Source organism: Lactobacillus pasteurii DSM 23907 = CRBIP 24.76 (assembly GCF_000297025.1).
Taxonomy (GTDB): Bacteria; Bacillota; Bacilli; order Lactobacillales; family Lactobacillaceae; genus Lactobacillus; species Lactobacillus pasteurii.
Genome location: NZ_CAKD01000005.1, coordinates 1 through 18,998, shown reverse-complemented (window position 1 = coordinate 18,998; position 18,998 = coordinate 1). Strand labels below are relative to the sequence as shown.

General features: G+C 34.2%; 15 protein-coding genes and 1 pseudogene. 8 read left to right on the top strand and 8 right to left on the bottom strand.

Features of this window, described 5'->3' with window-relative positions:
• Positions 1-26 precede the first annotated feature (26 nt).
• Both kduI and BN53_RS01295 read right to left on the bottom strand, forming a co-directional pair.
• Positions 27-872, bottom strand: coding sequence for a 5-dehydro-4-deoxy-D-glucuronate isomerase (kduI, locus tag BN53_RS01300; RefSeq protein ID WP_009559072.1), 846 nt, complete (start codon positions 870-872; stop codon positions 27-29).
• Between the two features lie 109 nt (positions 873-981).
• A complete protein-coding gene (locus BN53_RS01295; RefSeq protein WP_009559071.1) occupies positions 982-1,743 on the bottom strand; it encodes an IclR family transcriptional regulator in 762 nt (253 codons plus the stop codon).
• Between the two features lie 312 nt (positions 1,744-2,055).
• Here BN53_RS01295 and BN53_RS01290 point away from each other — a divergent pair, with 312 nt between their 5' ends.
• The 7 genes from BN53_RS01290 to BN53_RS01260 all read left to right on the top strand — a co-directional run bounded on the left by BN53_RS01290 (position 2,056) and on the right by BN53_RS01260 (position 8,952).
• Positions 2,056-3,249 carry a glycoside hydrolase family 88 protein gene (locus BN53_RS01290; RefSeq protein ID WP_009559070.1) on the top strand — a complete coding sequence of 398 codons (1,194 nt, stop codon included), beginning with the start codon at positions 2,056-2,058 and terminating at the stop codon, positions 3,247-3,249.
• Between the two features lie 12 nt (positions 3,250-3,261).
• Positions 3,262-3,753, top strand: coding sequence for a PTS sugar transporter subunit IIB (locus BN53_RS01285; protein WP_009559069.1), 492 nt, complete (start codon positions 3,262-3,264; stop codon positions 3,751-3,753).
• A gap of 12 nt (positions 3,754-3,765) precedes the next feature.
• Entirely contained in the window at positions 3,766-4,566 is an 801-nt protein-coding gene (locus tag BN53_RS01280; protein WP_009559068.1) for a PTS mannose/fructose/sorbose/N-acetylgalactosamine transporter subunit IIC, read from the top strand.
• Positions 4,553-5,374, top strand: coding sequence for a PTS system mannose/fructose/sorbose family transporter subunit IID (locus tag BN53_RS01275; protein ID WP_009559067.1), 822 nt, complete (start codon positions 4,553-4,555; stop codon positions 5,372-5,374). The genes BN53_RS01280 and BN53_RS01275 overlap by 14 nt, the downstream gene beginning before the upstream one ends.
• Positions 5,375-5,432: 58 nt before the next feature.
• Complete coding sequence (locus BN53_RS01270; RefSeq protein ID WP_009559066.1) at positions 5,433-7,358, top strand: heparinase II/III family protein; 1,926 nt, start codon at positions 5,433-5,435, stop codon at positions 7,356-7,358.
• A 14-nt stretch (positions 7,359-7,372) separates the two neighbouring features.
• On the top strand, positions 7,373-8,173 hold the full coding sequence (locus tag BN53_RS01265) for a hypothetical protein (protein ID WP_009559065.1): 801 nt from the start codon (positions 7,373-7,375) through the stop codon (positions 8,171-8,173).
• 164 nt (positions 8,174-8,337) lie between these two features.
• A complete protein-coding gene (locus tag BN53_RS01260; RefSeq protein WP_009559064.1) occupies positions 8,338-8,952 on the top strand; it encodes a hypothetical protein in 615 nt (204 codons plus the stop codon).
• Positions 8,953-9,611: 659 nt separating this feature from the next.
• On the opposite strand, the gene BN53_RS09805 is transcribed toward BN53_RS01260, so the two are convergent.
• The 3 genes from BN53_RS09805 to BN53_RS01245 form a co-directional block, all read right to left on the bottom strand.
• Entirely contained in the window at positions 9,612-10,181 is a 570-nt protein-coding gene (locus BN53_RS09805; RefSeq protein ID WP_009559063.1) for a transposase, read from the bottom strand.
• Between the two features lie 409 nt (positions 10,182-10,590).
• Complete coding sequence (locus BN53_RS01250; protein WP_009559062.1) at positions 10,591-12,081, bottom strand: FAD-dependent oxidoreductase; 1,491 nt, start codon at positions 12,079-12,081, stop codon at positions 10,591-10,593.
• 14 nt (positions 12,082-12,095) lie between these two features.
• Positions 12,096-13,370 carry an SLC13 family permease gene (locus BN53_RS01245; protein WP_009559061.1) on the bottom strand — a complete coding sequence of 425 codons (1,275 nt, stop codon included), beginning with the start codon at positions 13,368-13,370 and terminating at the stop codon, positions 12,096-12,098.
• A 108-nt stretch (positions 13,371-13,478) separates the two neighbouring features.
• Between BN53_RS01245 and BN53_RS01240 the strand changes: the two genes are divergently transcribed.
• A complete protein-coding gene (locus BN53_RS01240) occupies positions 13,479-14,387 on the top strand; it encodes a LysR family transcriptional regulator (RefSeq protein WP_009559060.1) in 909 nt (302 codons plus the stop codon).
• Between the two features lie 193 nt (positions 14,388-14,580).
• Here BN53_RS01240 and BN53_RS01235 read toward each other — a convergent pair whose 3' ends face one another.
• The 3 genes and pseudogenes from BN53_RS01235 to BN53_RS01225 all read right to left on the bottom strand — a co-directional run bounded on the left by BN53_RS01235 (position 14,581) and on the right by BN53_RS01225 (position 18,731).
• Positions 14,581-16,038, bottom strand: a complete 1,458-nt coding sequence (locus tag BN53_RS01235; protein WP_040537249.1) for a glycoside hydrolase family 1 protein — start codon at positions 16,036-16,038, stop codon at positions 14,581-14,583.
• A gap of 2 nt (positions 16,039-16,040) precedes the next feature.
• Positions 16,041-17,884: pseudogene (locus BN53_RS01230) on the bottom strand (beta-glucoside-specific PTS transporter subunit IIABC).
• 70 nt (positions 17,885-17,954) lie between these two features.
• Positions 17,955-18,731 carry a PRD domain-containing protein gene (locus BN53_RS01225; protein ID WP_009559056.1) on the bottom strand — a complete coding sequence of 259 codons (777 nt, stop codon included), beginning with the start codon at positions 18,729-18,731 and terminating at the stop codon, positions 17,955-17,957.
• Positions 18,732-18,998 lie beyond the last annotated feature (267 nt).

The following is an 18,998-nucleotide window of genomic DNA, read 5'->3' as shown; positions in this document are numbered from 1 at the left end:
AGATCCTCTTTCTTTTTATCTTATTTTTATTTCAAATCTTCCATAGGAATTGCATCCATATCATCATATGTTTGGTTTTCACCGCACATAGCCCAAATGAATGAATAGCTTGTAGTACCTATACCGCAGTGAATTGACCAACTTGGGTTAGCAATCGCTTGTTCATTTTGAACTACGATATGTTTAGTTTCATCAGGTCTACCCATAATATGGAACAATCTTGTATCTTCATTTTCAAAGTCGAAGTACATGTAAGCTTCCATTCTGCGAGCATGGGTATGAGCTGGCATGGTGTTCCAGCCATTACCCTTTTCCAAAACGGTATAACCCATTTGAAGCTGACAGGTATCCATTTGTGATGCATCAATATATTTATAAATCGTTCTAGCATTCATATGATCTTGATCGCCAAGCTTCATTGAAATTGCATCCTTAAATGGGAGTTTCTTATTGGGGTAATGTTTATGAGCTGGAGTTGATACAATGTAAAACTTAGCTGGTCTAGCACTATCTTTAGATGAGAAAATAATATGCTTTACACCTTGACCGATATAATAGCCATCTTGCTTAACCATATTTTCCTTTTCACCATCTATCTCAATAGTTCCTTCACCACCTATATTGATTACTCCTAACTCACGTCTCTCCAAGAAGTAATTAACACCCAATTCTTTTGATAAAGTGATCTCAAGTGGTTCATCTGCTGGAGTAACTCCTCCAAAAATCATTCGATCATTGTAAGTATATGTGAGAAGAATTTTTCCAGGCTCAAAAATTCTTTCCATCAAGAACTCTTCTCGCATTTTATCACTGTCAAAATGTTTGATGTCCTCCGGACTATGAGCATATTTATAAACTAAATTCAAATTCATTTTCAGCCTCATTTCTTATAAAGAAATATCATTTATCATTTTATACAAAATAAATTTAACGCTTACACGTGAAAAATGCAAGCGTTTTATCAGATTTATTTTTTTCTTCCTATATTGTTTCTAAAATAGAAAGCTGGGTTTTCTTCAGCAAATCGATAAATTCTCTTTTTCTTTCGTCAGATAACCTATATTTCGGTGTACTGATGCTAAAGGCACCATATAAATGTCCATTTTTGTATAAAGCAGCTCCTATACAAAAAACATCCCTTTCATTTTCTTCATCATCCACAGCATATCCATCACGCTGGACAATCCTAAGTTCATCAGTCAATATTTGTGGATTAGTAATGGTTTGAGTTGTTATTGCATCAAAAGACTCGTTGTTAAAGTAATGTATCAATTTACTTTGACTGTATGTTGCAAGCGACGCCTTTCCCATTGCTGAAGAGTACAGCCTCATTGTTCCACCTATTTGTGACTGCATTTTTATGCTTTGAGGGCTTTCAAGCTTTTGAATTAAAACTATTTTATTATCCCTAATAACGCCTAAATTAACTGTTTCCTGGGTCAAATCACGGAGTTTTCGTAAATATGGACTTGCTGCCTCTACAATATCAAAACTTGATATTGCTTTTTGGGCGTAAGGAATCAAGGATATTCCTAAACTGTATTGTTTCGTATCCCCATTTTTTCTCACAAAGCCAATTAATTCCATAGTGTTCAAAATCTTTAAGAGAGTTGGCTTTGGTCGACCCAATCCTTTACTTATGTCAGCAAGAGTAGGTGCTCCTTCATAACTTAATAAGAAATCTAGAATTTCTTTTTGCTTTATAAGAACCGTCCCATAAGGTTTTACTTTAGTAGAGTCCAAAATAATCCTACCTCTTTTCTTTAACTTCAAAAATTTAAACTACACATTCTATAAGTTATCCTACACAAAAAAATCGAGATTGTCTCTCATTTGGAAATAATAATATCAAAATTTTATAAAAGGTAAATATATTTTTTGAACAGCCAAAAAATATTTTTTCTTCAAATCATTGATATCATGCGATTTTTATACTTTTATAGTCTTTTTTACTGTTTCTTATAAAGAAAAAGCGTTTACATTTTTTAGAATTATGCTTATACTATTGTTGCAAGATGAATCGAAACAATAATTTTTATTTATCAGGAGGAAACGATGAGCACAATCAAGAAAGAGATGTTGGTTGATCCTACAAGAATCAAAAATGCATCTGGAATCTCTGAGACTGAGCTTGATCATGCAATCAATGATGTAATTAAGAAGGTTAAGCGTAATATCGTTAAGCTTGGGGAAACCTTTCCAGACTCGTCTACAATCAATAATACATATGCTACTGCAAAAAATGTTGAATGGACACCTGGGTTTTGGACCGGAATCTTATGGTTATGTTATGAAAATTCACATGAAGAAGTTTTTAGAAAACTAGCCGAAAAAAATGTCGAAAGTTTTTACGATAGAATTAAGAACCAAGTAGATGTCAATCATCATGATCTTGGTTTCTTATATATCCCATCTTGTGTTGCAGCCTACAAGTTAACCGGCAATGAGCTCGGAAAAAAAGCTGCGCTAATGGCTGCGGATAAGTTAATGGAAAGATATAACCCAAAAGGAAAATTTATTCAAGCTTGGGGAAATATTGGCGACAGTGATAATTACCGGTTAATAGTCGATGCTATGCTTAATATTCCACTTCTATACTGGGCTTATAAAGAAACAGGTAATACTGATTATCTTGAAGTAGTAAAAAATCACTACGCTACTACTTTAAAATATGCAATCCGCGAAGATGGATCTGCATACCATACTTTCTTCTTTGATCCTGTAAGTGGTGAGCCTTTGGGTGGGAAAACCCGTCAAGGTTATTCAGATGATTCTAGCTGGGCAAGAGGTCAAGCTTGGTTAATCTACGGAATTGCTTTGAACTACAGCAGATTGCATGATGATTCGGACATTGATACTTTCGAATCAGTAACCAACTACTTCTTAAATAGATTGCCAAAAGATTTTGTATCTTATTGGGACTTAATCTTCAGCGATGGAGATTATCAATCTAAAGATTCTTCAGCAACTGCAATTGCAGTTTGTGGTATGAATCAAATGCAACGCTTCTTGAATCCAGATAGTGAACTTTTCCCTATCTATGAGAAAGCACAAAGTGTAATGCTTCATAACCTTGTTGAATCATACACAGATGAAAAGACTCAAGGCATTACCGCTTTGCTAAATCATGGTGTGTACTCCTGGCATTCAGGTCACGGAGTAGATGAAGGAAACCTATGGGGTGACTACTTCTATTTAGAAGCATTAACCAGATTTAAACAAAATAATAATTGGAATATGTATTGGTAGGAGGATGTAAAAATGGCTGAACCAAATATTGTAATGACAAGAATTGATGAACGCCTAGTCCATGGTCAAGGACAAATGTGGATTAAGACACTTGATATTAATACTTGTATTGTGGCAAACGATGAAGCAGCTGGAGACCCTGTTGCTCAAACTTTGATGAAAGCCCTTATTCCAGGTAACATCGCTATGAGATTTTATAGCGTACAAAAAGTTATTGATATTATTCATAAGGCTAACCCAGCACAAAAGATCTTCATTATTGTTAAAGACCCTGAAGATGCTTTGAAACTTGTAGCTGGCGGTGTTCCTATCCACGAAATGAATATTGGTAATATTCATAATGCTCCAGGAAAAGAAAAAATCACCAGATCTATCTTTTTAGGTGAAGAAGACAAGAATGCTTTGAGAACATTATCTGAAAAATACAATGTTTCATTCAACACCAAGACCACTCCATCTGGAAATGATGGATCTGTTGAAGTGGATATTAAAAACTATCTATAGGAGGATGTAAAAATGCATATATCTTTAATTCAAGCAATCCTAATTGGATTGTGGACCGCATTTTGTTATGCTGGTATGCTTTGGGGTATTTATACTAACAGAGCATTGGTTTTAAGCTTTGGGGTTGGTGTTATTTTAGGTGATATCCCTACTGCATTAGCTTGTGGTGCTGTAGCCGAATTGGCCTTTATGGGATTTGGTGTTGGTGCTGGTGGTACTGTTCCACCTAACCCAATTGGCCCCGGAATCATTGGTACTTTGCTAGCAATTACTTCTGCTGGTAAAATTACTGCTGCTTCCGCTTTGGCTTTATCAATTCCATTTGCTGTTGCAATCCAATTCTTACAAACTTTTGTTTATACTCTTTGTGCTGGATTCCCAGAATCAGCTAAGAAAGCTTTGAAAGCTCAGAACTTTACAAAATATCGTCTGATTTCTAATGCGACTGTTTGCTTGTTTGCAATTGTTGGTTTCTTCCTAGGCTTCCTTGGTGCTTACAGTATGAGTACTCTTCAAACATTAGTTAAGATGATTCCACAATGGCTATTGACAGGTTTATCAGTAGCCGGTGGTATGCTTCCTGCTATCGGTTTCGCAATGATCATGAGCGTAATGCTTAAGAAGGAATTCATTCCATTTGCATTACTTGGCTATGCGTTAGCAGCCTACTTTACCACCCCTGTAATCGGTATTGCTATATTTGGTACTATTGTTGCACTTCTGGTATTCTTCTTCAGCGGTAAGAAAGATGCCAATGCAACTACTAGTTCAGCAAACACAAGCACGGAGGAATCAAGAGATGACTGGATCTAAAGTATTTACTAAAAAAGATTATTTAATTACAACTCTGAGAGCATACTTTTTACAAAACGGCTTTAATTACAGTAACTATCAGGGTTTGGGATACTCACTTGTCATGTATCCTGCATTTAAGAAGCTATACGGTAATGATAAGGCTAAATTAGCTAAATCGTTGGAAGAAAATACTGAATTTTACAACACTAATCCTAACTTCTTACCATTCATTACTTCCATTCACATGGCAATGGCTGATGGTGGTGCAGACTATCAAGAAGCTCGTGGTATCAAGATGGCCCTCATGGGACCTTTGGCTGGTATTGGTGACTCACTATCACAATTCTGTATTGCCCCATTATTCTCATCAATCTTTGCTTCTTTAGCTATGAGTGGTGTAACATTAGCTCCTATTTTCTTCCTTTTAGCTGAAAACATTACTTTGTTAGCTATCAAGCTTGGTGTCGGAGCTTACGGACACAAACTTGGTACTAGCATGATTGATAAATTAAGTAGTCAAATGGCTGTTATCTCTGATACAGCAGCTATGATCGGTATTACCGTTATCGCTGGACTTGCTGCTACGTTCGTCAAAATGAAAGTAGGTATCACCTACACCGTTACTGCTAAAGGGGCTACTGGTAAATCAGTTATCGACATTCAACAAATGTTAGATAAGATTGCTCCAGCTCTATTACCTGTATTGTACACATTATTAATGTACTACTTGATCAAAAAACGTCACTGGACTACTTACAAATTAGTTATTCTGACTGTAATCGTAGGTATTGTATTAAGTGCATTAAAGATTTTGACTACTGCTTAGAATAATATATTGCACTGAGTATATCTCAGTGCTTTTTTATTTCGAAAGGACTTGCTACATGATTAATTTAATTCATTTAAAACAGCAAATAGATCATCGAATTTCACTTCTAAATCCAGATTCCTATTCTACCCTCATACCTAAGGATGAACAGTCTAAATTTATTTCAGAAGCTAATTTATTATTAAACCACGATTTCAAATTTGATCGTCGTTGGGACATGGAGAGATGTACAAAGATTTATCACTTAGACCAGTTAAATTTTGAAACCATCAAAAATGATGATCCAGAATGGAACTTTATGCTAAATCGGATGGATTGGTTGAATTATCTTTTTTTAGCAGGAGTTTTAACAAACAATAGCAAGTATTTTGTGAAAGCAAAAGAACTAATCTTAACTTGGATTAATCAACACCCCATAATTATAAATCAAAATTCAACTCGAACTCTTGATACTGGTATTAGACTGGTCAATTGGATAAACTGTCTCACCTATCTAAGCTGGTCAAATCAGATAACTGATGCTGAATTAGAAAAAATTTCCTCAAGCATAGAAAAACAAATCTTATATCTAAAGGAAAACTACGTACCTAAATACCAATTGAGCAATTGGGGAAGTATTCAAGTATGTGGGATTCTTATCACCCTTCCCTTCATCTATAAAGATTTTGAAAACAATGATCTATATCAATGGGCTTTAAATGAACTAAAACTTCAATTAAATTTACAAGTTTTAGATGATGGAATGGATTGGGAACAATCACCAATGTATCATGTTGAATTATTATTAGCATTACAGCACTTATTGTTTTTCAAGCCTAATAAGATTATCGAAAATTTAGTTCTTCCTATCATTAAGAAAATGTCCAATACTCTGCAGCAAATAGTTACTCCTAAAAAATTATTGCCAAACTTCGGTGATAGTGATCAAGTTTCACCTAACGATATTCTGGCTAATAGTGCCTATCTACTCAAGGATGAACAAATTAACTATTTTGGCGAATTCTCATATGAAGATTTGATATATATTGGTCAAAATTTCTTAGAATATAAAAAAATAGGAAAACGAAAACCTACAAATCTAAACTATCTAGGTTTTTCGAGTGGTAACTTTGCCTTGCGCTCCAATTGGCAAATAGATTCCAATTATCTATTTTTCAATAATGGTTCAATGGGTAGTGGTCATGCTCACTCTGATAACCTTCACCTTTCAATATATGGTAAAGGAGAGCCAATTTTCGTTGATTCTGGTAGATATACTTATCGCGAAGACCATCCAACTAGAATCTTACTAAAATCAATGCAGGCTCATAATTCTGTACTCATCGACAATTATGAACCAGCAAAACCTAATAGTAGTTGGGACTTTGATTCTTATTATAAAGTTCTACCAACCTTCTATAACACTAAAGAAAGCATCCATTATCTAGAAGGATCAGTAGTTGGAAACAACCCGTTAGAAATATGGACAAGAAAGGTTATTATGTTAGAATGTGGCGTCTGGATTATATCCGATGAAGTTTCAATTTCTGGTAATCACGAGATTAACCAACTTTGGCACCTATATCCATCAACAGATTACAATGATGACATTATTAAGACTCCAAATTCCTCTTGGAAATTCATTCATTCTGAATCTATTGAATTAACTGATTTCCCATTTTCGCCAAAATATAATGAAATTGAGCAAAGTAAAATGATTACTTTAAAAAAATCTTTTACGGATAATGTTTCTCTTTCAACAATTTTAGCAAGTACTGATCTGAAAATTGAAAAAATTCCTATTTTACAAAACTTTGATCGGCCTGTTAAAGAAGAAACTGCTGAGGGATGGAAAATAATCACTCCTAGTCATGAATATTGCATCGCTATCTTTCATCAAGAAGTATTTACAGGAAAAAAGATTTTCTCGATTGATGATACGCCATTCCACCATCAAGCTTTTGCAACCATTGACCATACCCCCTTGGCATTAAAGAACTAGAATAGAGGTTTATTATGAACAAAATCACCCTTTCACTACTCAACAAGGATAATAAAGTAGTCAAAACTAATTCTGACGGATACGACACTTACCTTGGATTTAAACGAGCATATGCTTTAGGCGACTATTTTCAAGTTGAAGTAGATCACTGCCCTTGTTATATAGTTGTTCAACTGGATCCTGCATTATCTCCAGCTCTAATTTATTTGACAGATAAAATCTGGAAATATGATATATTCTTCGACTTACAAAGAGAATGGCCTTACAGCAAAGGTGTATTTTCAAACAGATTTTCTTATGCAAAAGTAAGATTTGCAAATCCAGAAGAAATTGCCATGCATCAGAATCTAGCTGTTAACTCACATGATCAACATCATAATTCAAACGCTTTTCCTCATGCATCAGCCAATGCTGAAACACGTAATCTAACAGTTTTTTGGGCAAAAAATGCTATTGACGGCTACTTAGAAAATCACGGGCATGGCAATTTTCCTTTCCAATCATGGGGAATCGATGGTCGTGAAGATGCAGAATTAACGATTGATTTTGGTAGGAAAGTCAAGCTAGATGGCATAGGAGTTGTTTTACGGGCAGATTATCCTCACGATACTTATTGGAAAAAGGCCACATTAAGGTTTTCAGATGGCAGTGAACAAGATATTCATTTGGAGAAGACAGATAAACGGCAAAAGTTTGAAATTTCTTCTGTTATTACTGATTCATTGACGTTTACTAAACTGGTAAAAGACCCATCTTCAGATGCTTTCCCCGCACTAACAGAATTAGAAGCATACGGATATAATATTCTTACCTAGACTTATAAAGATATTCATGGACTAAAAAGTTCGAAGTTGATATGCATCCTCGAAATTCTTATCCGAATTTCGAGATTTTTCTTGCCGATACTAATTTAAAAATATCGATAAAAGTATTTTCATTTGTGTAATAATAGATTGGATAATAAGTTTGGAGGAAAGATATGAACTCTACATATGTAATAATAATTGTAATTTTAGTTGCTTTAACTTTTATAATTCAGTTTTATAGTCAATATAAGAGAAAAAAATTGATTTATAAAATTACGCCTTTGGCATTAAGTGAGGATACGAAAGCATTTGATCAGTTAATTGATCAAAAAGAAACTATCAGAATTATTCCCGAATATAATAGAGCTGTGCTAAAGTTAAATTCATACCTTTATCACAACGATCGAATTAGGCTAGAAGAACTTTTTGTTCAAATTGAAAAAGCTCATTTTACTGAAAGACAAAAATTAGATTTCTATATTCGTGAATTGATGTATTACATGGATCAATTAGATAAGACCAAAGCTCAAAAAGTATATAAAAAGATTAAAACTAATAAGAACTTTTCAAAAGTTAGAGGTCAAATTGAATTACCATATAAAGTTCTCGTGTTAAATGAAACCGATAAGCTTGATCAATTAATAGAAAAGTCAAAATCAGAAGCTGATCCTCAAAAACGAGTAGCCTATTACATGCTTATATCTCATATATATGAAACCTTGAAAGATAAGCAACAAGCAAAAAACTATCAAGATAAGGCAAAAGAAATTTTGAAAAATAATAAATAAAAATCTCGAAACTTTGATATAAATTCCAAATTTATAACATCTTATCAACCAAACAAAATAACGATGAATGCTATGAATCCCGAAATTCGGACAAGAATTTCGGGGTTCATATCACTCAATGGCTTATTTCAAATATTTGCTTAAGCTGTCAATCGATATGGAAAACTGATGACCATTTTCGCTTTCATATTTCTCTTGTCTTTCCTACCTTGCCGGATGGAAGTTAGATAGTATGCGATATTCACCAGCATTTTCTTGAAGCTTGCTTCAGAATTGTCACTTGAACTAAAACTCTACTTGAATGCACAACAAGCCATTTTGAAGTCGAACTGATACAGATATTTTCTTTTTCCTTTCGTATGCTGGCCCAATCCCATGGACAAGCTGACTGCATTGTATATGGAAAAATGAGCGTACAATTCCATATAAACAAATTGATCCTTCTTTGAATGGAACTGTGCTGCACTTAGATCATACTTGAGCTCTCTAAATGAAGTTTCGATTCCTCAGCGAAGATGATAAACCTCCTTTAATCGAGACAATGGGAAGCTTTCTCTGTCTAGATTGGTTATGTGCACTTCCCGTTCATTCTCAGATCCTGGCGGATTGATCCTAAACTTGCAGACTCTGAACTTGACAGTGCAAAGTCTTTCGAAGTCCTACCGATGATCTTTGGCGTTTTTTGAAAGGGAGACTTTATGCTTAGAATTGACAAGATGAAGCTTCTCCATGTCTTTATGAGTCTTGAAGTAATAATTTGAATCCGTAACTCGACAAAATAAGTCGATATGATATTCATGATCTTCTAGACTAGCTATCTCCTTAATTCCGCCCTTGTCTATTTTAGTACGAATAAGATTCTTGCATCCATCAAGTCGATTGCAAGTCTCGATTAGATTGAAGCTGCTATAGCCTCGATCCATCAAGACTAAAAATTCTTGATCAGTTCCATTCAACTTCTTTAACATTTCCAGGGCAGCTTGACGCTCATCCATTTTCTGCCTGGGCTGGATGGATATATCAATATAGAGTTTATCTAAAATATCGTAAAGTGCATTGACGTGAATCTGACAATACTCTTTTTCATCAGTGCGTTGAAAGAGATTTTCTGAATTTGGATTGAATGGAGGATTGAAATCGGAGCCGTCGATTACCAAGATCAAATATCGATCATCCAAAAGTTTATGATCAGATTTAGCCTTTTGTTGCTCAAAAGTAGATGCAGTCATTCTAAGATTGACGTCTGGAAATGCCTTAAGCAGCTCCCATTCCTAGAATGACTCTGATCAAGTCGATAGCGTTTAGCTTGCGAAAGCGTGTGAAAGCGTGTTTAACAACGGACTATTTGCCGATATTCAATGCGATATTATTGATAATGTCATTTAGTAGTTTTAGAATATTTTTATGAATATTATTCATAGGTGTATGTCCTTTCTATGCGGAAAATGAGGTGAGGGCGTGCACCTTTTATTTAAATTGAAAAAGAACCGAATCAAAACGATTCGATTCTTGAGTTGAATAATTTGTCAAGCACTTAGCTTAGTGACATTGATAAAATATCGAAATACGGTTCTAAACAAAGTTAATCAATAACATGGCCCAAATTAGGATTTCATTTCAGATTGCTTGGTTATTTCATTAGTTTTCACTTACAACATTTAGTCCAGCTAATCTACCAAATGTTATCGCATGACTTGCCGTTAATCCCGGAACTCTATCTGGATAAGATCCCCAGAAGAATCCACCTGCACAATTACCAGCTGCATAAAGTCCTTTTATTGGATTGCAATTTTCATCTAAAACGTTCATGCTATCATTTACACGCACCCCATCTAAAGTAGCCAACAAAATTCCACCTAAAGTTACTGCATAATATGGTGCTCCATCAACTGGGAATAAACGATAAGCTTCCTTACCAAACTCGGTATCCTCACCTTTTTGGCACATTTCATTATATTTTTTAACTGTATTAATCAATGTATCTTTTGGCAAATTCATTTTTTCAGCCAATTCCTCAATACTATCAGCTTGTTGAACATAACCCAGTTCAAGGAATTTTTTCAATAGCTTCTTTTCTCCATCAGTGTCAAAAATTCCTGGCCAACCTAATCTTGAACAACCTAAAGTGTGGAATTGTTTTAAGTTATCCATGGTCTTTTCATTCCAAATCATAACTTCAAGATGACCTGGCTGATGCATTAAGGAATTCATTGCGAATTGATATGGGGCACTTTCATTAAAGAATCTTTCACCACGAAGATTTACCTTAAGTAAAGGATATGATCCTAAAACAAATTGATGACTTTGCCAATCATTAATATAAAAATCTATGATATTGGTACCTACTGGTACAGCTCCTCGATCAAAAATAATACTTGCTGGTTCTTCATCTCGGGCTGCACCAACTTCCATAGCTGCAATCTGACCAGACCCATCATCTCTTGGGCCCTGTCCAAAAGTATTTTTCTTAAGTAAAGTTGGAGCCCATTTCTGCATTAAAGCCAAGTTATTTCCATAACCACCAGTACAAATCACAACACCCTTATTTACATATATTTTACGAACTTTACTAGTGTCTTCATCTCTTACTTCTAATCCGATAATTTTATTTTGACTATCAGTGATAAGATGCTCTAGCTTTGTCTTCCAAGCAAAGTCTACCCCCATGTTCTTCAATTCCTTTATCATGTATCGACCCCAGCCGCGGTCCCATGATTTATCATCAGAAGTGACCTCATTTCCAGTAGGAAAAGCTTTATTGATCAATGTTTCATACTTAGCGTCAGCTTCAACATACAAATGGTCACCATTTGGTTCTAAAATATTTTCTTCAAGCCAGTCTAATGCTTCACCACTTTCATTAGCCCATTTCCATAGAAGTTTTTGGTTAACATTATCTTGTGCAAATGCTGATAAAAATTCTACTAATTCACGTTTGTCTATTTTAATTCCTGCTTGTTTTTGCGCACTACTATTGACAGAAGCAATAGTATTTCTATACAAATAATCCACTGTACTTTCTTTATCAATAACCAGTACTTTGGCACCTTTTTGTCTAGCAGCCCCAGCTGCCATGCCTCCAGCATTGGAAGCTCCTACAACAACAACATCGTATCTTTCTTCTTTCATAATTTTTCTCCTTTTTAAAGTGGATACATCAATTGAGGAACAATTGCACCCATAATAATTAAAATAACAGCTAACGGCCAACCTGCTTTAATGTAATCTTTCAAACTATAGCCACCAGGCTCCATTACATATGCATGCATTGCTGAACCTATTGGTGTCAAAAATCCAGCTCCAGCTGAGCAAGTAACAGCTAATACTGCACCGCGAGGATCAAGCCCCATCTTTAGACAGGCTAAGGTAATCAATGGAATAAAAATAGTTACAGTTGGCAAACTTCCAATAAATTGTGCAACAATGAACGAAACACAGAAGAAGATTCCCATAATCAAAAATGGATTACTAATTCCACCTATACTTTTGGCCAACAAATTACCAATCATTTTTCCTGCGCCTGTATAAGATAATGCATCAGCCAACGACAACATACTTGCGACTAAAAAAATAATATTAAGATTAATTGCTTTTAATGCTTCTTGATTAGTCAACGTACCACTAATAACTAATAATAAGGCCCCTACCATAGCTATTACATAGGCTTGGATATGGATATATGTAGAAAGTATCATCAAAATAATAGTTGCCAAGATTATGGTAATAGCTATTTTATTTTTAACTGGTGTTAACGCTTGTGCTTGCGAAGAATCTTTGGTATGACTCTCACTTAGCTTTGTATTTTCAATATTTGGTAATAACTTTGGAGCTATAAAAGTTAAATATAGGATCATAACTATAATGAATGGCAATCTAATAAACAGAAAATCATTTATATTTAGTGCAGATTTAGCACCTAGATTCATCATTACAGAAGACCAAGACATATTTAAAGCACCCGTACCTAGAAACCAAGCTCCTGCACTAAACCATGCAATCGTTGCTAAAGGCCAAAGAATCTTGCTCCTGGGGAAACCCGTTTCATCACAAATTCCAATTAGAATTGGTAATAAAATTACAGTTGCAATTGTTCCGCTAGTACAAATAGATAAGAGCGTAGCAATTATAGATGTTATTAAAATCAAAATTTGTGGTTTGTCCTTAAACCTACCAATATATTTTGTAGTTGCAGTTAAAATACTTGTCTTTTGAATTACTGCACCTACAACAAACATTGCTGCAAATAAAACTACACTAGTATTAGTAAATCCAGCAAAAACCCTTTCTGGTGGTAAAACATTAAAAATCAATAGAGATACCAAAACCAAAGAACCCGTTATAGATAGCGAAACCTTTCCAGAAATGAAACAACCTATTACCATCAATAATATTATTATGGCAATCCACATTGAACTCATAAAAATACTCCCTTCGTATGTTAGCGATTACAGTATTGATTTTAAGGCACTAAATGTAATATGATGAAAACTGTTTAGAATGTTAACATAACGAAATGGAATATTAATATGAACTCAATGCAAATTAATTGCCTACTGGCACTTGGTGAAACAGGCTGTATTACTAAAACAGCTCAGAAACTATTTGTAACTCAGCCAACAGTTTCTAAAAATTTGAAAAATTTAGAAGACGAATTAGGTTTTAAATTGATTCAAGTTATCGGACATACAACTAATTTCACTTCTCAAGGTGAAGAATTTTATCATTTAATGTCTAATTTGAATAATCAATTTCAATCTGGCTTAAACGATATCTATAACGAAAAAGAATCCCAGCCAATCAAAATTTGCCATTCTCTTCTTCCCTTTGAAAAAGCTTATTTACCTACTTTTGTTAACTTATACGAGAAGAATAAAAGTAGAAAAATTCAATTATCTAACTTCTATCCTTCCAGTCCTTATCAAGATAACATAGAGTTATTTTTTCAAAATAAAGCAGATTTTATTTTGATCCAGGAAGATTTTTTTCAAGGAGATAATAGAATTGGATTCAGGCCTCTACTTGAAGCGGGATATTCTGTAATTATTTCTAAAAACAATCCCTTATCGAAAAAAAGATACATTAATTTTGATGATATAAAGCACGAAAAAATATGGATCTGGGACAGTAAAAATTCTGTAAAATCCGTTCAAAAAATTGAAACTATGCTACAAAAGGCAAATCCGGAGATAAATATTTCTAAAGTTAACAGTGTTGCTGGTTGTGAAATGTATGCCGCAACCAATAAAGGAATTTCAGTAGTACCAAGTTTTTCTTATGATAATAAAAATACGAATGTCGTATACAATTTTCTGGATTGCAATATTTCGATAGTCTATGGCGCCAGTTTCCTAAAAAATACGACCAATAAGTCGTATTTTTCTGATATAATCCAGTACTTAAAAATAGCAGTTGATGCCGAAAGGCAAAAATGGTGATTAAATTATATAAGTACCAATAATAGAGAAAATGAGCAGACTAAAAGGCTTGGCTCCGGTAGAATATCGGAAACAAGCCTTTGTTAGTTAGAACAAAAAATCGTCTACTTTTTGTGTGTCCGTGCAGTATACTATAAGTCTTCAATTAAAAATACCTGACCAATTACTGGCTAGGTATTTTTGCAGTCTATCATCATTCGCTTTCACTAATAAAATCTTTATACCAATAGTACGAATCCTTCAAATATCGTTTATAACTGCCATCACCAAAATCATCTACATCGACATATATCAATCCATATCTCTTACTCATTTGTGTAGTAGAAGCTGAAACCATATAGATGCCACCCCAAATACAATACCCTAGTACTTCAACACCATCTTCTTTGATTCCTATCATCATTTGATCGATGTGTTTTTGCAAATAGTCTATTCTATACTTATCATGTATTCTTTTATCCTTTGTCAGATCATCTCTAGCCCCTAACCCATTCTCTAAAATGAACAACGGCTTTTGATATCTAGAATAAAGCTTATTCATAGTTAATCTTAGGCCGATAGGATCAATTTGCCATCCCCATTCAGTTGTTTCCAAATGGGGATTAAAAACTCCAGTTATTCGATTAGCATTCGTTAGTTTTAAGCCATGTGTATCAGCTGCTGCACAAATTGATGAATAATACGAAAATCCAATAAAATCAGCAGTATTATTTTTTAGCAATCTTAACTCTTCAGAGGTTGTTCTTAGCTCAACTCCAAGTTTTTTCATCCGTAATATCAGTGATTTGGGATAATGTCCTCTAAGTTGTATGTCGCTAAATTCAAGTGTTTCATTCATTATTTGCTCTGCTTTTAGAACATCTCTGGGATCGGATGAATATGGATATACCATCGTACTAGTAATCATACTACCAACTTTATTATCTGGATAATTTGTATGGATATACTCAATAATTTCACTTGATGCAATAAACTGATAGTACATAGCCTGATATAAAATAGTATTAAAATTTTTCCCTTTAAATCGATCCTCAATTAATCCTGCAGAAGAATAGGGATGTCGTAAGATACTATCAATTTCATTAATCGGAATCCAGTACTTAACAACACTATGGTATCGATCAATCACCGTTTTAGAAAATTTAACAAAATAATCAGCAACTCGTTTATCATACCAAGCATCGTAATTCAAAAGCAAATTCAAAGGCATCTCATAGTGTGACAAGGTCACAATCGGTTGAATATTATATTTTCTCAATTCTTGAAAAAGATGATCATAATATTCTAGCCCTGCTAGATTAGGTTCTAAATCATCTCCATTTGGAAATATTCTACTCCATGCTATTGATAATCTGCAGGCCTTAATACCTAGTGAAGCTAACAATTTTATATCTTTTGGATATTGATGATAAAAATCAATTCCATGACGTTTACCCCATAATTTTGAAGATGAATCCTTAATTGCATCCTTAATTTGAGTAGTAGTCATTTTATTGACAGATTTATAATCAGTTTTTGAAGATGAAGGGTTGAATTTTTCACAATCAGCAATTGACATTCCTTTTCCATCCTCATTCCATGCACCTTCTATCTGGTTAGCCGAAGAACTAACACCCCAGAGAAAATCTTTTTTTATTTCTAACTTTGACATTGTCATACCAAAACCATCACACCACTATTATTGTTAACGTCTGTATTTTCTAATTTTGGAACATTCAATACTTCCAAGAAATCTGCTGAATTTGTAATAATCATTATTACAGTTGGATCATATCCTTCTGATTTTAACCTTCCAAGATCAAATTCTATCAACTTATCGCCAATGCTAATCTTTTGACCTTTCTGAACTAACTGTTTAAATCCTTCACCCTTTAATTCAACAGTATCGATTCCAATATGAATTAACACATCTGCGTCATTATCAAGATGTAAGCCTATTGCATGCTTTGTTTCAAATACTGCAGTAACAACTCCATTAGCAGGAGCGACGATAGTCCCTTTGGTAGGAACAATTGCTACACCTTTACCCATTACTCCACTTGAAAAAGTTGGATCATTCACTGATGATAAATTTTCAAGCTTTCCTTCAACGGGACTACATAATTTGTGCTTTTCTCCTTTTATAATAATCTCTTTATTTTCACTCTCTTGAACTGGATCCTCAAAACCAATCATCCACGTAGCAATAAATGTTGCAACACTAGCAACAATCATAACTAGGACGGCTTGTAGTACAAAGTTTTCTGTTTTGGAAACCCACATTGGCAAACTCAAAATTGCTGGAGTTACATAAATAAACGCTTTTAATTTTAGAAAACCGGCTACTAAACCAGCAATCGCGGAACCTATCATTACCCCATACATCGGTTTCTTTAAAGGTAAGTTAACACCGAAAAGGGCAGGTTCTGTAATACCACCTAAATACGCTGTAGCACTAGATGACAAAGCCAACGATTTCAATTTCTTATCTTTAGTCTTCAAACCTACTGCTAATGATGCAGCTGCTTGAGAAATATTTGAACATAAAGCAACAACTCTAATAATCGGATCGAATCCCTGGGTTGCAACAAGTTGAATACTAATAGGAGATAGAGCTTTATGAATGCCTACAGAAACAAGCCATGGATAAATTGCTGCTAATACAGGGATAGCAATAATTCCTACATTGTTGAATAGCCACATCGAACCAGTAGCAATAGCCTCAGAAATAATGTTTGAAATTGGGCCTATTACTAAGAAAATCAATGGAGCCGTAATTAACATTGTTAACATTGGTTCCATGAATACTTTGATCATTCCAGGTGTAACTTTCTTCACACCTTTGTAAATATACGACATAATCCAAACTGATAGAATCGCAGTGATTAAAGTACCTGAATATTTAATTAATTGAACTGATAATCCAATAAAGTTAACTGGTTTAGCTGCTTTTATAAGATCCATCCAGATTGGATGAACTGTCACCAACCCCATGAACGCACCTAAGTATTGATCTGTCTTAAAAACCTTCGCTGCTGAAAAAGCCACAAATACCGGCATGAAGAAATAACCTGTATCGAAGATCAAATTTAGAATTTGATATGTTTGATTTGTTTCCGTTAAAATACCTGACATTGTTAAGATAAGGAGTATAACTTTTCCCATACCTGCTCCAGCAAGCAAAGGTATAGCCGGAGCAATTGATCCGGTAATTACTCGAATTACACGATCAAAAATAGAACCCTTATTCTTGTTATCCGTCGTGCTATCACTAATAGAAATTTTTTGCATTAATTCGGAATATACATCGCCAACCTCATTACCAATAACTAATTGGTATTGACCAGCCTTTTTTACTAATTGTAAAATTCCAGGAATATTTTTTACAGCTTCATCATCTGCCTTAGACTCGTCTTTTAATACAAAACGTAGACGAGTGGCACAGTGTACAACAGAAGAAATGTTTTTTCTCCACCTATTGCAGACAATATTTCTTCAATCATTTGATCGTACTTCATCTTTTCTTTCCTCCCTTGTAATTTTATTGATATGAATTGCTAGATACATTACTTCTTCATTATTAAGTTCTTAATTGTACTGATGCCTTATATATTCTTTTATCTTCAATGCACATAGATAAGCATCAATATCACTTTCTTTTATCACCTCCAATATTTCCTTGCTTAAATCACCGTAGGGCTTTTTATCTGTTTCATACATCATTCTTTGCCAGAAAAACTTCAAATGGACAGCAAAACGCTTATAGTTCAGGGTTTTATTATCCAAATCTATTCTGAAATAGTGACGAACAAGCTTGGTTATCTCTCTTATAAATTTCATGGATCGTTGAAATTCATCAATATCCTGCCCCAACTCTCCACTTATCAAGTGAACAGCAATAAATGCCGCTTCATCCTCTGGAAAATCAACACCAAATTGGTGATTTAACAACTTAAGAGCCCAGACACCATAGCTATATTCTTTTGGATAATAGTCCTTAATATCCCATAAAAATTTATTGCTTAGATAAAGCCCTTTTTGTGCTCGCTCTACACTCGTAGCAAGGTGATCTGTCAACGTTATATAGACACTATCTGTTAATCTAATTCCTTCTTCTCTTTTGAGTCGTTCACAAATTTTTTGAGATAATTCAAAGTATACAGGATCTATTTCATGAACAGTATCTATTACATTTTTCCGTTGAATTTTTGAACTGGGACTGAAGCTTTTATATATTTTGGCTTTATCAACTAAATTACCAATTTTTTGGTTAAAAGCTATTCCCTTTCCTAATAGTATTACTTCTGTACCATCGCTCTTTTCCGCAATTACTGCACTATTATTCAAAATTCGTTTTATTTTCACATAAAACCTCCCAAGAAAAAAAGAGCGACCTAGTGCCACAAAATGGCATCTAAATCGCTCTTGCACTTTCGTTAACAATACGATAATTCTTCACTTCTATATCACATGATAGCGCTTTATTATAAAAAGTCAACAGTATTGAATACTCTTTGATTACATAACTAAAACTTGAAAGCACCAAAATCAAGATCAAGTCTTGTCGCTGTTGAGCTTTTCTGGGCTTTATTGGTTTTTATATGATCTGTTTCAGTGCAATTTGAATGAATC